The sequence below is a fragment of the Kitasatospora sp. NPDC093550 genome (genome assembly GCF_044764985.1).
Classification (GTDB): domain Bacteria; phylum Actinomycetota; class Actinomycetes; order Streptomycetales; family Streptomycetaceae; genus Kitasatospora.
The window spans coordinates 224,375-238,870 of sequence record NZ_JBIWJF010000004.1 but is presented as its reverse complement, the minus strand read 5'-3'; the positions used below and the strand labels follow the sequence as shown (position 1 = coordinate 238,870).

The 14,496-nt window shown below is 73.0% G+C and carries 14 protein-coding genes; 8 read left to right on the top strand and 6 right to left on the bottom strand.

Features of this window, described 5'->3' with window-relative positions:
* Positions 1–18: 18 nt before the first annotated feature.
* Positions 19–876, bottom strand: coding sequence for an SAM-dependent methyltransferase (locus tag ACIRD3_RS08260; RefSeq protein ID WP_402213168.1), 858 nt, complete (start codon positions 874–876; stop codon positions 19–21).
* Between the two features lie 389 nt (positions 877–1,265).
* Between ACIRD3_RS08260 and ACIRD3_RS08255 the strand changes: the two genes are divergently transcribed.
* The 5 genes from ACIRD3_RS08255 to ACIRD3_RS08235 all read left to right on the top strand — a co-directional run bounded on the left by ACIRD3_RS08255 (position 1,266) and on the right by ACIRD3_RS08235 (position 6,238).
* Positions 1,266–1,883, top strand: coding sequence for a polysaccharide deacetylase family protein (locus ACIRD3_RS08255; RefSeq protein ID WP_402213166.1), 618 nt, complete (start codon positions 1,266–1,268; stop codon positions 1,881–1,883).
* Between the two features lie 146 nt (positions 1,884–2,029).
* Positions 2,030–2,356 carry a hypothetical protein gene (locus ACIRD3_RS08250; RefSeq protein ID WP_402213164.1) on the top strand — a complete coding sequence of 109 codons (327 nt, stop codon included), beginning with the start codon at positions 2,030–2,032 and terminating at the stop codon, positions 2,354–2,356.
* A 101-nt stretch (positions 2,357–2,457) separates the two neighbouring features.
* Positions 2,458–3,534, top strand: a complete 1,077-nt coding sequence (locus ACIRD3_RS08245) for a class I SAM-dependent methyltransferase (protein ID WP_402213162.1) — start codon at positions 2,458–2,460, stop codon at positions 3,532–3,534.
* Between the two features lie 141 nt (positions 3,535–3,675).
* Complete coding sequence (locus ACIRD3_RS08240; protein ID WP_402213160.1) at positions 3,676–4,548, top strand: sulfurtransferase; 873 nt, start codon at positions 3,676–3,678, stop codon at positions 4,546–4,548.
* A 160-nt stretch (positions 4,549–4,708) separates the two neighbouring features.
* Complete coding sequence (locus ACIRD3_RS08235) at positions 4,709–6,238, top strand: M1 family metallopeptidase (protein ID WP_402213158.1); 1,530 nt, start codon at positions 4,709–4,711, stop codon at positions 6,236–6,238.
* 243 nt (positions 6,239–6,481) lie between these two features.
* Here ACIRD3_RS08235 and ACIRD3_RS08230 read toward each other — a convergent pair whose 3' ends face one another.
* Together ACIRD3_RS08230 and ACIRD3_RS08225 are read right to left on the bottom strand one after the other, a co-directional pair.
* Positions 6,482–7,576 carry an alkene reductase gene (locus tag ACIRD3_RS08230; protein WP_402213156.1) on the bottom strand — a complete coding sequence of 365 codons (1,095 nt, stop codon included), beginning with the start codon at positions 7,574–7,576 and terminating at the stop codon, positions 6,482–6,484.
* Positions 7,577–7,610: 34 nt separating this feature from the next.
* Positions 7,611–9,059 (bottom strand): non-ribosomal peptide synthetase condensation domain protein, encoded by a 1,449-nt coding sequence (locus ACIRD3_RS08225; protein ID WP_402213154.1) that lies wholly within the window; start codon positions 9,057–9,059, stop codon positions 7,611–7,613.
* Between the two features lie 227 nt (positions 9,060–9,286).
* Between ACIRD3_RS08225 and ACIRD3_RS08220 the strand changes: the two genes are divergently transcribed.
* The gene (locus ACIRD3_RS08220) at positions 9,287–10,648 is read left to right on the top strand and encodes an MFS transporter (protein WP_402213152.1); all 1,362 of its coding nucleotides are present in this window, start codon (positions 9,287–9,289) and stop codon (positions 10,646–10,648) included.
* Positions 10,649–10,840: 192 nt separating this feature from the next.
* Complete coding sequence (locus ACIRD3_RS08215) at positions 10,841–11,260, top strand: molybdopterin-binding protein (RefSeq protein WP_402213151.1); 420 nt, start codon at positions 10,841–10,843, stop codon at positions 11,258–11,260.
* A 155-nt stretch (positions 11,261–11,415) separates the two neighbouring features.
* On the opposite strand, the gene ACIRD3_RS08210 is transcribed toward ACIRD3_RS08215, so the two are convergent.
* Both ACIRD3_RS08210 and ACIRD3_RS08205 read right to left on the bottom strand, forming a co-directional pair.
* Positions 11,416–12,291 carry a class I SAM-dependent methyltransferase gene (locus ACIRD3_RS08210; RefSeq protein WP_402213149.1) on the bottom strand — a complete coding sequence of 292 codons (876 nt, stop codon included), beginning with the start codon at positions 12,289–12,291 and terminating at the stop codon, positions 11,416–11,418.
* Between the two features lie 173 nt (positions 12,292–12,464).
* Entirely contained in the window at positions 12,465–13,037 is a 573-nt protein-coding gene (locus ACIRD3_RS08205) for a carboxymuconolactone decarboxylase family protein (protein ID WP_402213147.1), read from the bottom strand.
* Positions 13,038–13,205: 168 nt separating this feature from the next.
* Here ACIRD3_RS08205 and ACIRD3_RS08200 point away from each other — a divergent pair, with 168 nt between their 5' ends.
* Positions 13,206–13,712 (top strand): DinB family protein, encoded by a 507-nt coding sequence (locus ACIRD3_RS08200; protein WP_402213481.1) that lies wholly within the window; start codon positions 13,206–13,208, stop codon positions 13,710–13,712.
* Between the two features lie 93 nt (positions 13,713–13,805).
* Here the strand turns inward: ACIRD3_RS08200 and ACIRD3_RS08195 are convergent, their stop codons facing one another.
* On the bottom strand, positions 13,806–14,303 hold the full coding sequence (locus tag ACIRD3_RS08195; protein WP_402213145.1) for a hypothetical protein: 498 nt from the start codon (positions 14,301–14,303) through the stop codon (positions 13,806–13,808).
* Positions 14,304–14,496 lie beyond the last annotated feature (193 nt).

Sequence of the window (14,496 nt, the reverse complement as noted above, 5' to 3'; positions counted from 1 at the left end):
GGCCCCGCCTCGGGTGGGTCAGCGCTTGGTGGCGACGCCGCCCCAGTAGTAGGCGGCCTTGGGGTCGGCCGGCGGCTCGCCGTCCGGGCGCCAGGCCAGCACCGGGGACAGGCCGGGCTCGACCAGGTCCCAGCCGTCGAAGAAGCGGAGCACGTCGTCGTAGCCGCGCGGGACGAGGGTCATGCCGCCGGCCCGGGCGGCTTCGGCGACCTTGCCGACCGCTTCCGGGGCGAAGTCCGCGGTGGGGGTGGTGAGGGCGAGACAGCTGCCCGGGGGGAGGGCGTCGCGCAGCGCGGCGACCCGGCCCCAGGGGTCGTCCTCGTCGGCGATCAGCATCAGGACGGCGATCATCAGCAGGCCGACCGGCTGGGTGAGGTCGAGGGTGGAGGTGAGCGCCGGGTCGGCGAACAGCTCCTCGGGCTTGCGCAGGTCGGCGTGGATGTAGGTGGTGCGGCTGGCCGGGCTGGAGACCATCAGTGCCCGGGCGTGGGCGAGCACGATCGGGTCGTTGTCGACGTAGACCACCCGGGTGCCGGGGCTGACCGCCTCGGCGATCTCGTGGGTGTTGGGCGAGGTGGGGATGCCGGTGCCGAGGTCGAGGAACTGGCGGATGCCGTGCTCCTGGGCCAGGTGGCGGACGGCCCGGCCCTGGAAGGCGCGGTTGGCCTTGGCCATCTGCTTGACGCTCGGCACCGCCTCCTCGATGGCCTGCCCCATGGCGCGGTCCGGCGGGAAGTTGGTCTTCCCGCCCAGCCAGTAGTCGTACACGCGTGCGGAGTGCGGAGTGGTGGTGTCGACACCGAAACGTTCCCACTGGCTCAGCTCGGCGGCGTCGTCCTGCGGGCCCTGCTGGGGGAAGTCCTGACTTGTCGTCATGGCCACGTCCTCTGATGGCAGATCATCACACTGGGGAAGGCACAGCGTAGCGGCCCGTATGGGCGTGTTGGGCCGTCGGAGTGGTGATCGGGGCTGCGAGGGGTGACGGCCGGGAGCGGTGGCGGCGGCCGGGGGAAGCATTCGGAATGCTGTCAGATCGTCAGATTACTTCGCGAAGATTGTTGCTGGTTGCCGCCGGGATGTCCCTGTTGGGGGCCGCGGCCGGGTGTCGGAGCCCCTGGAACGCTGGGGACGGGGAAGGCGAGGCCGAGGTCGGGACCGAGGTCGGGGTCGCCGAGAGTGCCCTTCCGGTGCAGCCGGCCGGGGGTGAGGGTGCGCCGGGTGCGGTGCCGGCCGCGCCGTCGGCCGCTGCGCCGAGCGTGGTGCCGGTGCGCAAGGCGCTCACCGAGGCGGAGAGCAAACCGGTGTACGAGCTGGACGCGGCCCGGAAGGTCGTCGCGCTCACCATCGACGACGGGCCCGACCCCCGGCACACGCCGACGGTGCTGGCGCTGCTCCAGCAGTACGGGATCCGGGCGACCTTCTTCCTGATCGGGGAGAACGCCGTCCAGTACCCGGCGCTGGTGCGCGAGATCGCGGACCGCGGGCACCACATCGCCAATCACACGTGGACGCATCCGGACCTGCGGAGCCTGTCGGACACCAAGGTGCGGGACGAGCTGGTCCGCACCTCCGACCTGCTGCAGAAGACCACCGGGCGGCTGCCGACCTGGTTCCGCGCGCCGGGCGGCGACTGGTCGCAGGCCTCGCTGAAGGTGGCGGCCGACCTGGGGATGCGGAACATGGCCTGGTCGGTGGACCCGCGGGACTGGGCCCGGCCGGGGACCTCGGCGATCACCGAACGGGTGTTGAAGGACGTCCGGCCGGGCTCGATCGTGCTCAACCACGACGGTGGCGGGGACCGCTCGCAGACGGTGGCGGCGCTGAAGGCATATCTGCCGGTGCTGATCGACTCGGGGTACTTCTTCACGGCTCCGCCGAGTTGAGCGGAGGGCTGGGGGTCGCGGGTTTGGTGCGTAAACCACTCGAAAGGGTGTGTTTGAAGAAGCGTTTCTGCGGATTTTGTGCCTCTAGGGTGATCTCGCACCAATTGAGCAGGTACCGACGCGTACCACCTGAAAGGCCCTCATCCATGCGACTCCGCAACGCCGTTCTCGCCGCCGTCAGCGCCGCCGCCCTCGTCCTCGCCGTCCCCACCTCGGCCAACGCCGCCGTCGGGGACTTCCTCTACAAGGTCGGCCCGGGTGTCCCGGCCGGGATCGCCGACCCGGAGAGCCGCAAGTGCATCAACCTCTTCGGTGCCACAGAGAACGACCCGGCCTTCGCGCCGGAGAACCTCACCACCTCCACCGCCACGGTGTTCCTGGACTTCGACTGCGGCGGGGACGTCTACTACGTGATGAACCCGGGCAAGATCCTCGGCAACCGGCTGAAGCTGCGCTCCGTGATCTTCTCCTGAGCCGCCTCCGGGGCCCCGCGCCGCCCGGTGGGGCGGTGCGGGGCCCCGGCGTAGCGTGACCAGGGGAGGGTTTCGCTGGTCCCGGCGACGGAGGAGGAACGATGTCGGTACGGGAACTGGACGCGCAGAAGCAGGAGGCCTTCGCCGGGCGGATGGTGCAGGTGCTGAACGACGCCTGCCTGGGATTCCTCACCAGCCTCGGCCACCAGACCGGGCTGTTCGACCTGATGGCCGGGCTCCCGCCCTCCGGCAGCGAGGAGATCGCGCGGGCTGCCGGGCTGAACGAGCGCTACGTCCGCGAGTGGCTGGGCGGCATGGTCGTCGGCGGGGTCGTCGAGTACGACCCGGAGCGCCGCAGCTACGCGCTGCCGCCGGAGCACGCGGCGTCGCTGACCCGGGCCGCCGGGCCGGACAACCTGGGCGCCATGATGCAGTTCCTGTCGATGATCGGCGAGGTCGAGCAGGACCTGCTGGGCCACTTCCGCACCGGCGGCGGGCTGCCGTACTCGGCCTTCCCGCGCTTCCAGCGGTTGCAGGCCGAGGAGACCGCCCGGGTGTACGACCTGGCGCTGGTGGACGCGATCGTGCCGCTGGTGGACGGGCTGACCGAGCGGCTGCGGGCCGGGATCGACGCGGTGGACGTGGGCTGCGGGCAGGGCCACGCCGTGACCGTGCTGGCCAAGGCGTTCCCGGAGAGCCGCTTCACCGGCATCGACATCTCCGCCGAGGGGATCGCCGCGGCCCGGGAATCGGCGGCCGGACTGGGCCTGCACAACGCCTGGTTCGAGGTCGCCGACTCCGCCGAACTGAGCGGGAAGTACGACCTGGTCACCGCCTTCGACGTGATCCACGACCTGGCCCGGCCGACCCGGACGCTGGCCGCCGTCGCGGGTGCGCTGCGGCCCGACGGCGTCTTCCTGATGGGCGACATCGCCGCCAGCAGCAAGCTGGAGGAGAACATCGAGCACCCGCTCGCCCCCGCGCTCTACACCTTCTCGACCTTCTACTGCATGACGGTCTCGCTCGGTGAGGGCGGCGAGGGGCTCGGGACGGTCTGGGGTGAGCAGACCGCCCGGCGGATGCTGGCCGAGGCCGGGTTCCGGTCCGTGGAGGCCAAGCGGGTCGAGGGCGACATCCTGAACCTGTACTACGTGGCGCGGCCGGCTTCCGGGGCCTGAGGCGGACGGTCCGCGGGCGGGGTGGCCCGGGGGCTGCCGGAGACGTACGTTCGAAGTGTCCGGCCCGTTCGCGGTGCGCCGGCGCGTGCGCGCCCGGGGGCCCGGTCCGTACCGCCCTGGCCGAGTGAAGGAGGGCACGGGATGACCGGCAACGGCTACGCACACCCCGAGGCGCTGGTCGACACCGAGTGGCTGGCCCGCCACCTGGACGACGGGACGATCCGGGTCGTCGAGGTGGACGAGGACACCACCGCGTACGACCGGGACCACATCCCCGGCGCGGTCGGCTGGAACTGGACCACCGACCTGCACAGCCGGGTCGGCCGCGACTACGCCGACCGCGACGGCGTCCAGCACCTGCTGCGGGCGGCCGGGGTCGAGGACGACACCACCGTGGTGCTGTACGGCGGCAACAACAACTGGTTCGCCACGTACGCCTACTGGCTGCTGCGGCTGCGGGGCTTCGGGCCGGTGCGGCTGCTCGACGGCGGGCGCAAGAAGTGGGAGCTGGAGGGCCGGGAGCTCACCCCGGAGGTGATGGACTACCAGCACACCGGGTACCGGCTGACCGGGGCCGAGCGGCCGGAGCTGCGGGCGTTGCGGGACGAGGTGCTGGCCAAGGCCGAGGTGTTCGCCAAGCCCGGGGCGGACGCGGTGCTGGTGGACGTGCGCTCGCCGGCCGAGTTCCGGGGGGAGCTGATCGCGCCGCCGCACCTGCCGCAGGAGCAGGCGCAGGTGCCCGGGCACATCCCCGGCGCGGTCAACATCCCCTGGTCCCAGGCGGCCAACGACGACGGGTCGTTCCGGTCGGTGGAGGAGCTGCGGGCGCTGTACGCGGGCAAGGGGGTGGAGGCGGAGCGCGAGGTGATCGCCTACTGCCGGATCGGCGAGCGGTCGGCGCACACCTGGTTCGCGCTCACCGAGCTGCTCGGGTACCCGCACGTGAAGAACTACGACGGCTCCTGGACGGAGTACGGCTCATTGGTGCGGGCGCCGGTGACGCTCGGGGCCTGAGTGGCGGGTGGGGGTGACGTGACACCGTCGCGGCGCTGCTGCGACGGTGTCATTTCGGCGCGTTTCTTTTCATGAACATCTCACAATCAGGGAGTGGGGCGGGGGTCGCGGGGACAAGGATCGATCCAACCCATCGTTCCGGTGATCCCTGGAGGACCACGTGCGCAAGAGGCTGATCGTCTCCGCTGCCAGTGCCCTGAGCCTGTTCCTGGCCGTCCCCGCCTCGGCATCCGATTTCCGACCCGGCGCGGCCGGGTCGGGCGACTCCTACTACCCGACCTACGGCAACGGCGGATACGACGTCTCGCACTACGACATCCGGCTGAAGTACCAGCCCGCCACCGATGAACTCGAAGGCACCACCACCATCCTGGCCACCGCCACCCAGGACCTCTCCCGGTTCAACCTCGACTTCGCGCTGAACGTGTCCGAGGTCCTGGTCAACGGGCGGGCGGCCAAGTTCGCCACCAGCGGGGAGCAGGAGCTGGAGGTCACCCCCGCCCGGCCGCTCGCCAAGGGCAGCCAGGCCACCGTGGTGGTCCGCTACAAGGGAGTGCCGTCCACCGTGAAGAAGTACGGCTTCACCGCCTGGCTGCGCACGCCGGACGGCGCGGTGGCGGCCGGCGAGCCCGAGTCGGCGTGGTGGTGGTTCCCGAGCAACGACCACCCGAGCGACAAGGCCACGTTCGACGTCTCGGTGCTGGTGCCGGACGGCAACCAGGTGATCAGCAACGGCATCCTCACCGGCAGCTCCTCCCAGGCCGGCTGGACCCGCTACAGCTGGCGCGAGAACAAGCCCCAGGCGACATATCTGGCCACGCTCGCCGTCGGCAAGTTCGACGTCACCACGGACACCACGCCGAGCGGGCTGCCCGTCTACAACGCGTACAGCAAGGACCTCGGCGACAACGCGGACGCGGCCAGGGCGAGCGTCGAGCGCACCGGCGAGCTGGTCGACTGGCTGAGCGGCTACTTCGGCGACTACCCCTTCAGCTCCGTCGGCGGCTACGTCCCCAACGTGAAGACCGGCTACGCGCTGGAGACCCAGACCCGGGTCTTCTACAGCCCCCGGCAGTTCGCCAAGGGCGCCAACACCTCGGTGGTCGTCCACGAGCTCGCCCACCAGTGGTACGGGGACAGCGTCTCGCTGTCGCGCTGGAGTGACATCTGGTTGAACGAGGGCTTCGCCCGGTACTCCCAGTTGCTCTGGTCCGAGCACGAGAACGAGGGCACCGCGCAGGAACTGGCCGACTACATCTACGCCTCGCACCCGGCCGAGGACCCGTTCTGGAGCGTCAAGCCCGGTGACCCGGGCCCGGACGACCAGTTCTCCGGCGCCGTGTACGACCGGGGCGCGGTGGCCATCCAGGCGCTGCGCAACGCCGTCGGGGACGACGCGTTCTTCCGGATCCTCAAGGGCTGGCCCACCGAGCGCCGCTACGGCAACGCCACCATCCCGGAGTTCCAGGCCTACGCGGAGAAGGTCTCCGGCAAGAAGCTCGGCGAGCTGTTCCAGACCTGGCTGTTCACCGCCGCCAAGCCGGCCGTCGGGCCGCTGCCGGCGGGTGCGGCGGTGAGTGCTTCGTTGGCGCCGGGGGCGGGGCAGGGCGAGCAGCAGCAGCTGCCGGTCGAGCCGAAGTCGTGGAAGAAGATCCAGGAGAGCAACTCCCTGCACGACGCCCGGCACTGACCCCCGGCGGATCGGTCGGGCGGGTCGGTCGGGTGGATCGGTCGAGGCGCTGAGGTCGGGCTCCCGTTGCGGGGGCCCGATCGGCCTCGACGGGTTCTGGGCGGCTCCGGGGCCGTCCGCCGCCGGGAGTTCGGTGAGGCGGCGGACGGCGAAGGGGGAGGAGGCCGCGGACCGTGGTCAGCCGGCAGTGCGCGTCACCGACCGGTCAGGTCCTCGCGGGTGCGCGGCGACCGGGGCCCGGGGTCACGGCCGGTCGGTGAGCCTCGGGTAGTCGGTGAGGCCGGTCGCCGTCTGGCCGTAGAGGTGGGTCGGGTCGACGGGGGTGAGCGGGGCGTGGGCGGCGAACCGTTCCGGCAGGTCGGGGTTGGCGATGAAGGCACGGCCGTAGGAGACCAGGTCGGCCAGTCCGGCGGCCAGCACCGCCTCGCCGCGCTCGCGGTCGGTGGCGGCGCGGTTCTCGCCGACGTTGGCGATCAGCGGGCCGGACCAGCGGGGGCGCAGGTCGGCCAGGGCCGGGTAGGCGTCGTTGTCGGTGAGGTGGAGGTAGGCCAGGCCGAGGCCGTCCAGCTCGGCGAGCAGGGCCCGGTAGACCGGCGCCGGGTCGGCCTCGGCCATGCCGAACTGCGGGTTGCCGGGGGACAGCCGCAGGCCCAGGCGCCCGGGCCCGATCGCCTCGGCGACGGCGGTGACCAGCTCGATCGGGAAGCGCAGCCGGTCGGCGAGGGTGCGGGGGCCGTACTCGTCGGTGCGCAGGTTGGTGTTGTCGGCCAGGAACTGGTGGATCAAGTAGGAGTTGGCGCCGTGCAGTTCGACGGCGTCGAAGCCGGCCGCGAGCGCGTTGCGGGCGGCGTCGACGTGGTCGGTGACCGCCTGGCGGATCTCCTCGCGGGTCATCTCGCGCGGGGTGACGGCCTCGGCCTTGCCGCCGTCCTTGACGTGCACCGGGCCCGGCGCGGGGACGGCGGACGGGCCCGCCGGCCGGTCGCCGAGCAGCCGGTTGAGCGGGTGGCCCTGGCGGCCGCCGTGCATCAGCTGGGCGACGATCCGCCCGCCGGCCGTGTGCACGGCCTCGGTGACCGCGCGCCAGCCGGCCACGTGCGCGGGCGTCTCGAGGCCCGGCAGGAACCACTCGGACTGGCCGCGGCTGCTGGGCCAGATGCCCTCGGTGACGATCAGACCGGCGCTCGCGCGCTGGGCGTAGTACTCGGCGACGACGGGCAGCGGCGTACCGTCCTCGGCCGCCCGGTACCGCGTCATCGGGGCCATGACGAGGCGGTTGGGGAGGTCGAGCGAACCGAGGCGGTACGGGCTGAGCAGGGATTCCGTGGTGGTGGTCATGCCGGTACGGTAGAATCTGACATCGGTGTCAGGTTCAATCCTCGGCGGCCGCTCCGGCGATCGGCGTCCGAGGGCCGGCCGTGCTCGCCGCGAGGGCTTCGGTGAGGATCAACTCTTCCATGCCGTACAGGAATCGCTCCATCGCGGGGCGCGGGAGCACGGTGGGGTCCGCCGTCATGGCGAGGCTGAGCGCCTCGGGGGACTGCAGGGCGTCCAGGGCGTAGGTCAGGCCGGGGCGCGGCTCGAACTCCACCGGCCAGCTGAGGGTGGTGCGGTCGTCGCCGGGCGCGGAGGCGGCCGGCAGCAGCTCCCGGGTGTCGTTGAACACGCAGGACCGGTCCGCGAGCCGCACGCCCTCGGCGGTCAGTCGCTCGACCTCCGCGGCCAGGGCGAGCTTGTCGAAGTAGGCGTGCCGGTAGGTGCCGATCGCGGCGGCGTGGGTGCGGCGCACCACCTCGCCGAACGCGCCGGTGGCGTCCGGGAGGTGGAACAGTCCGTCGCCCGCGACCACGCTGACCGCGTTGGTCAGCTCCGGCAGGAAGCGGTTGTTGACCACGACGTTCAGTACGGCCTCGGTCCTCCCGGCGAGCCGCGCGGTCATCGCGGCTGCCGCGGCGAGCAGCACGGAGGAGGTGCTCACCCGGTGGGCGGCGGCCACCTCCTCGACGGCCCGGGGGAGGGCGGGGGAGCGGAGCACCGCGTTCGGGAAGGGGGGCGGGCTTTCGGGGGTCGGGCTTTGGGAGGACGGGCTCTGGGAGGGCCCGCCGGACGTGCTGGGTGACGGGAAGAGGCGGGCCGGGCCCAGGCGCAGCTTGCGGAGGACCTGCTTGCGGGCGCTCGCGTCCCGGCGGGCGCCGCGTTCCGAGGCCTGGAACTCGGCTTCCTCCAGCGGCTGTCGGGCCGGCTCGCGCAGCTCGGCCAGCTCCTCCGGGGAGGTGCCGAGGCTGAGCGCGGTCAGGTCCGCGACCAGCCGGCTCATCCCGGAGCCGTCGAGCGCGGTGTGGGAGAGCACCAGGCTGATGTGCCGGACCAAGCCGTCCACCGTGACCACGCCGACCCGGATCGGCCACTGCGCGGTGGTGTCGAAGGGGCGGGCCGCCAGCTCCTCGTGCAGTCGGGCGCCGAGCCCGGCCGGGTCGTCTGCCAGGTCGTCCGTCGGGTCGTCCGTCGGGGCGGGTGTCACCATCTCGACGGTCAACACCCCTTCGGGGTCGAGGACTTGGTGCAGTCCGCCGTCCTCGGTCGGGAGCAGCCGGGTGTGCAGGGAGTCGTGCAGGTGCAGCAGCCGCTCCAGGGCGGCCAGGACGGCGGGCAGTGGCAGCCCGGGATCCAGTGGCGCCGCGGTGGTGATGTTGTAGCGCGGCGCGTCGGCCGGCGGCAGCCGGCGTACGGCGTCCCAGATGGCGCGTTGGCCCCAGGTGGCGGGTCCGGATCCGGCCCGTCCGGACGAGAAGGCGATGTCCAGCAGTTGACGAGTGCTCACCGTGTGCTCTCCGTCGTGCGGTGGTCATGGCGTCGTGCCGGTGCGTTGGGAGCGCGGGTGCTGCTGGGGAGAGTGTGGCGCACCGCTCGCCGGGCGTCGAGGCCCCGGCGGGCGCGAAGGGCGGGCGGGGCGTTCCGGGCGGGTGCCCGGGAGGGGGTTCCGAGACTATCTCGATATGAAGTATCTTGACGTCGAGATTTACGACGATCGCACGACGGGGGCCTGCCATGCGGGAGAACGGACTGATGGCGCAGCTGCGGAAACCGCCGGGCGGGCGGGACGCGCGGATCATGCTGCTCGCGCAGTGCGTCGACCGGACCGGCAGCGGGGTGTGGGCGGCGGCCTCGGTGCTGTACTTCACCTACGTCTGCGGGATGGACGCCCGGCAGCTCGGCCTGCTGCTGGGCGTCGGCGCGGTGGCCGGGATCGCCGGATCACCGCTGGCCGGGCGGGCCGCCGAGCGGGTGCCGGTGCGGTGGCTGCTGATCGGCTGCCACCTGCTGCGGCTCGGGACGATGGGCCTGCTGCTGGTGGTCGACGACTTCGCCGCGCTCCTCCCGGCGGTCGCGCTGACCTGCCTGGCCGAGCGGGCCGCCAAGACCCTGGAGATGCTGTTCGCCACCAGGGTCGCGGGCGAGCGGCGCGGCACCTACCAGGCGCTGTTCCGCAGCGTGGCCAACGCCGGGTGCGCGCTCGGTGCGGGTGTCGCGGCGATCGGCCTGGCGGTGGGGACCACGGCCGCCTACCGCGCCCTGATCCTGGCCAACGGCCTCTCCTTCGTCCTGGCCGCCGTCCTGGTCTGGCGCACCCGGGAACCGGCCGGGCGCGGACTGGTCGCGGCGGCCCGCGGAGAGCAGGCTGCGGGCCCGTCCACGGCCCCGAGCCCCTGGCGCGACCGCGGGTACCTGCTGTTCGTCCTGCGGGACATGCCGCTGACCCTGGACGACTCGATCCTCGGCGTCGGCCTGCCGCTCTGGCTCGTCCACCACACCGGCGCGCCGCACGCCGTCGTCCCGGTCTTCCTGGTCCTCAACACGGTGCTCGTGGTGCTGCTGCAACTGCGCGTCTCGGCCCTGGCCGAGGGCCCGCACGGCGCGGCCCGGGCGGCGGGCTGGTACGGGGTGGCGCTGCTCGCCGGGTGCCTGCTGATCGCGCTGGCCACCGGCCGCGGCCCGTGGACCGCCTCGATCGCGCTGCTGGCCGCGGCGATGCTGGTCACCCTGGCGGAGCTGCTGCGGTCGGTGAGCTCCTGGGAGCTGGCGGTCAGCCTCGCGCCGCCGGGCGCCCGGGCCTCCTACCTGGGGGTGGCCGGGACGTCCCAGTCGGTGCAGAAGTCGGTGGGCCCGCTGCTGCTGACCGGTGTGGTGATGGCGGCCGGTCCGGCGGGCTGGCTGGCCCTCGGCGCGGCGACCGCCGGCCTCGGCGCGCTGCAGCGCCGGGCCAGCCTGCGGCGGCTGGAGACCGTCGGGGCGGCCGGGGCCGTCGGGGCCGTCGGGGGCGTCGGGGGCGTCGGGGCCGTCGGGGTTGTCGGGGGCGCCGCGGCGACCGTCGCCGAGCCGGTGGAGCGGGCGGGCGCGACCGTCGCCTGAGCCGGTCGCCGTCCGGCCTCGGTGCGCGGCGGCCGTGACCGCGCAAGCAGCTGCGAGGGCGTTCGGCGCTCTGCCCTGGCAGCTGCCCGGCGCCACGCCGACGGCTGTGACCTGGCGTTTCGCCTGACTACGGTGGAGGCGCGCGACCGGATCCGTTGAACGGCACGACGACCCGAGATCGAGGTACCCGTCATGAGTCTGAGCATCCGCAACCAACTGTCCGGCACGGTCACGTCGGTGGCCGAGGGTGAGGTCATGGCCACCGTCAAGCTCCGGCTGGACGGCGGGCGCGACCTCACCGCGGCGGTCACCCGGGACGCGGTCGAGGACCTCGGCCTGCACGAGGGCAGCCGGGTGCGGGCCCTGGTGAAGTCCACCGAGGTCGCCCTGGCCACCGGTCCCGTCGAGGGCCTGAGCATCCGTAACCAGCTCCCCGGCACCGTCTCCGCCGTCACCAGCGGTGCCGCGATGGCCGGCGTCAAGGTCGCCGTGGACGGCGGCGAGCTGACCGCGGCCATCACCGCCGACGCCTGCGCCGACCTCGACCTGGCGGAGGGCCGCGCCGTCGTGGCCCTGATCAAGTCGACCGAGGTCTCGCTCGCCGCCGTCTGATCCCGGGCGGTCGGGAGCGATCCCGAGCGATCCCCAGCGTGCCGCGGCCCGTCCTCGCGGGGGGACGGGCCGCGGTGCGCGCTGCCGTTCGCGGTCGATGCCCTGGCGTTCCCGGGTCGGTTCCCGGTCGGTTCGCGGTCGGTTCGCGGGGCGGGTCAGGAGCGGGTGGCGGTGATGAGGTGGTAGTCGAGGAGGCCGTCGTGCCAGGCGGCGAGGAAGTTGCGCGTCCAGTGGGAGGTGGGGACGGTGTCGGTGAGGTAGCGGTCGAGGCCTGGCCAGACGTCGGCGCCGATGGATTCGGTGTGGAGGCCGGTGAGGCCGGCCTCGGCGAGGTCGGCGGTGAAGCCGGCCAGGGTGTGCGGGACGTCCAGGCCGTCGGCGAAGCTGGCGAGGAGGATCCTCAGGCGTTCGGCGACCTCGGAGCCGGGGGCGGCGAAGAAGGTGGTGACGGCGAAGTGGCCGCCGGGGCGCAGGACTCGGGCGGCTTCGTGGGCGAAGCCGGTGAGTTCGCGGAAGTGCTGGGCGGCCTCGACGGAGTAGAGGCCGTCGAGCGAGCCGTCGGCGAAGGGCAGTCGGTCGGCGGCGCCGATGGCGTAGGCGAGCCGGTCGGGGTAGGTGGCCATGGCCTTGGCATTGACGGCGCGGGCGCGTTCGACCTGGTCGGGGTGGATGTCCACGCCGGTGACGGCGGCGAAGCGGAACTCGCGCAGCGCGAGGGCGGCGCCGAGGCCGCGGCCGCTGCCGACCTCGGCGAGGCGTAGCTGTTCGCGTGGTTCGGGGAACGTGCGTAGGACGCGCCGGTAGAGCTGTTCCTGGCTGTGGACCCGGTCCTCGGGGGTCGGGGCGGTGAGGTCGATGCCGTGCCAGTCCCCGAAGTTGATGAAACCGCCCGCGAAGCTGGCTGCCTTGGACAGGTCGCCGGCGCCGTAGGTCTGGCGCACCGTCGGGGGGATGTGGTTGTGGTCCATGGGCCGCTCGGTCTCCTGCTCGGTGGGCGCCCGGCGGTCGGGCGCGCCGAGGTACGTACCCAAACCGGTGGTCGTCCGAACACGGTACGTGATGGACCCGTGGGCTCGGTGGGAAAAGGGCGCGGCGGTGTTCCGAGGGGGCTCGGACCACCGCCGCGCGACCGGGGGCGGCTACCGGGTGAGGGCGGCCGTGGCGACGGTAGGTGCGGTGGGTGGCGCGACGGTCGGTTCGGCCGTCATGCCCGCGGCGCTCCGGTGGCGGGGCGGCCCGCGAGCGGGATCTCGCAGGAGTCGGAGAAGCCCTGCGAGGAGACGCCGTTGGCGATGTTGGCCCGGGCGGCCATGTTGACGAAGGCGACGTAGGCGGTGAGTTCGACCATCGCCCCCGGGCCGAGGACGTCGAGCAGATCCCCGTACTGCTCGTCGGTGACGGTCGGCGGCGTGACGGACATCGCCTCGGCGTACGCCATCACGTCCCGCTCCAGCGGTGTGAAGAGCTCGGAGGCCCGCCAGACCGGCACCTGGCTGGCCTTGGCGAGGTCCAACCCCTGGTTCCGGGCCTGGAAGTAGTTGACGTCCAGGCACCAGCTGCAGCCGATCAGCGCGGCCACGGCCATGTGGGCGAAGGACTTGAGGCTCTCGTCGAGCGCGTCCCACCCGGCCACCCTCCCCGCGAGCTCCTGGTTGGCGGCGGCGACCCCGGGGTTGTGCCAGAGCACCTCGGTGGGTTCGAAGACGGCGCCGAACGCCTTGATCATGGTCTCGCTCATTTCGGCGGGCAGTGCGGCCTTCGGCAGGCGGAGCGCCATGGTGTGTCCTTCCTGGGTGTGTCTCGGTCGGGCATGAAGACACCGCGGGGCGGGCGGATGTGACAGGCGCGGGGAAAATACCCGCCGGGTGGGGCGGGCGGTTCGCTACAGTCCGCGAGGGCTTCCGAGACCCCGACCGCGAACCCTGAGGAGAGCGACCCCGTGAACGTGCCCGACGAACGCCCCGTACCGCCGCTGACCGGTGGCGAGCGCGAGATGCTGCGCGCCTTCCTGGACTTCCACCGGGCGACCCTCGCCATGAAGTGCGAGGGCCTGAGCGACGACCAGCTGCGGCAGCGCTCCAGCCCGCCGTCCACCCTGAGCCTGCTCGGACTCGTCCGGCACATGGCCGAGGTGGAACGCACCTGGTTCCGGCGGGTGATCAACGCCGAGGACGTTCCGCTGGTCTGGTCCGAGGACGGTGACTACCAGGCCGCGTACGACGCCGGCGGCGCCACCCGTGCCGAGGCCTTCGCCGCCTGGCAGGCCGAGGTCGAGCACTCCCGCCGGATCGAACGGGCCGCCGAGACCCTCGACGTCACCGGCTACCAGGCCCGCTGGGACGCCGAGGTGTCCCTGCGGCTGGTGATGCTGCACCTGATCCACGAGTACGCCCGGCACAACGGCCACGCGGACTTCCTGCGGGAGGCGATCGACGGGGTGGTGGGGGCGTAACAGGGCCGGGGGCCCGACAGGTCCGGGGCTCACCGGGGCGAGGGCCCGCCGGGGCCGGGGCTCAGCAGCGCGGAGGCCCATCGGGGCCGGGGGTCACCAGCCGAGGAGGTGGGTGCGGCGGGTGAGGGCGCTGAGGACGGACTTGGCGGCCGTCTCGGGGGTGAGGCCGGTGGTGTCCAGGATGTGTGCGGGGTCGACCGCCGGGGCCGGACCGCTGTGCAGGACGACGTAGTGGAGCGCGGCGCCGGTGGCACGGCTCTCGCGGCGGAAGGTCTCCGACGCGGTCAGGGCGGCCGGGCTCTCCACGACGACCTGGTAGCCGCGGGTGGCGTAGGCGAAGGCGGCCTGGGCGGCGGCGGCCAGCGCGGTGGCGTTCTGGTGGCCGGCCTCGGGCAGGTGGGCCGGGAGGCGGCCGCTGCGGATGACCCGCTGGAAGTCGTCCGTCCGCAGGTGGACGCTCGGGTTCAGCTCCTGGGTGAGCAGCTCCGCGACCGGGCTGTTCCCGGCCCCGGACGGGTCGACGAGGACGAGGACGCCCCCGGCGCCCCGGCCGCCCCCGAGCTCCGGCCCACCTACGGTCGTACGGTTCACAGCTGCGGATCCCTTCGCGGGCCGGGGACGGTCGGGTAGCCGGGGCGAGGCGGTCGGAGCGCGAAGGGCATGGTCGGCCCGTATCCGGACAGCAGACCGCCTCGTCCCTACGACTGATGGGTTTCGAGGATCAACCTAGTCCAAACGGGTGCCCCGAGTCGTCCCCCACCCGGTGCGCGGGCGGGTCGGCGCG

Excerpts from the sequence above, each read along its gene's own strand:
- ACIRD3_RS08260 (WP_402213168.1), bottom strand. The coding sequence starts at position 876 with ATGACGACAAGTCAGGACTTCCCCCAGCAGGGCCCGCAGGACGACGCC.
- ACIRD3_RS08250 (WP_402213164.1), top strand. The coding sequence starts at position 2,030 with ATGCGACTCCGCAACGCCGTTCTCGCCGCCGTCAGCGCCGCCGCCCTC.
- ACIRD3_RS08245 (WP_402213162.1), top strand. The coding sequence starts at position 2,458 with ATGTCGGTACGGGAACTGGACGCGCAGAAGCAGGAGGCCTTCGCCGGG.
- ACIRD3_RS08240 (WP_402213160.1), top strand. The coding sequence starts at position 3,676 with ATGACCGGCAACGGCTACGCACACCCCGAGGCGCTGGTCGACACCGAG.
- ACIRD3_RS08230 (WP_402213156.1), bottom strand. The coding sequence starts at position 7,576 with ATGACCACCACCACGGAATCCCTGCTCAGCCCGTACCGCCTCGGTTCG.
- ACIRD3_RS08220 (WP_402213152.1), top strand. The coding sequence starts at position 9,287 with ATGCGGGAGAACGGACTGATGGCGCAGCTGCGGAAACCGCCGGGCGGG.
- ACIRD3_RS08215 (WP_402213151.1), top strand. The coding sequence starts at position 10,841 with ATGAGTCTGAGCATCCGCAACCAACTGTCCGGCACGGTCACGTCGGTG.
- ACIRD3_RS08205 (WP_402213147.1), bottom strand. The coding sequence starts at position 13,037 with ATGGCGCTCCGCCTGCCGAAGGCCGCACTGCCCGCCGAAATGAGCGAG.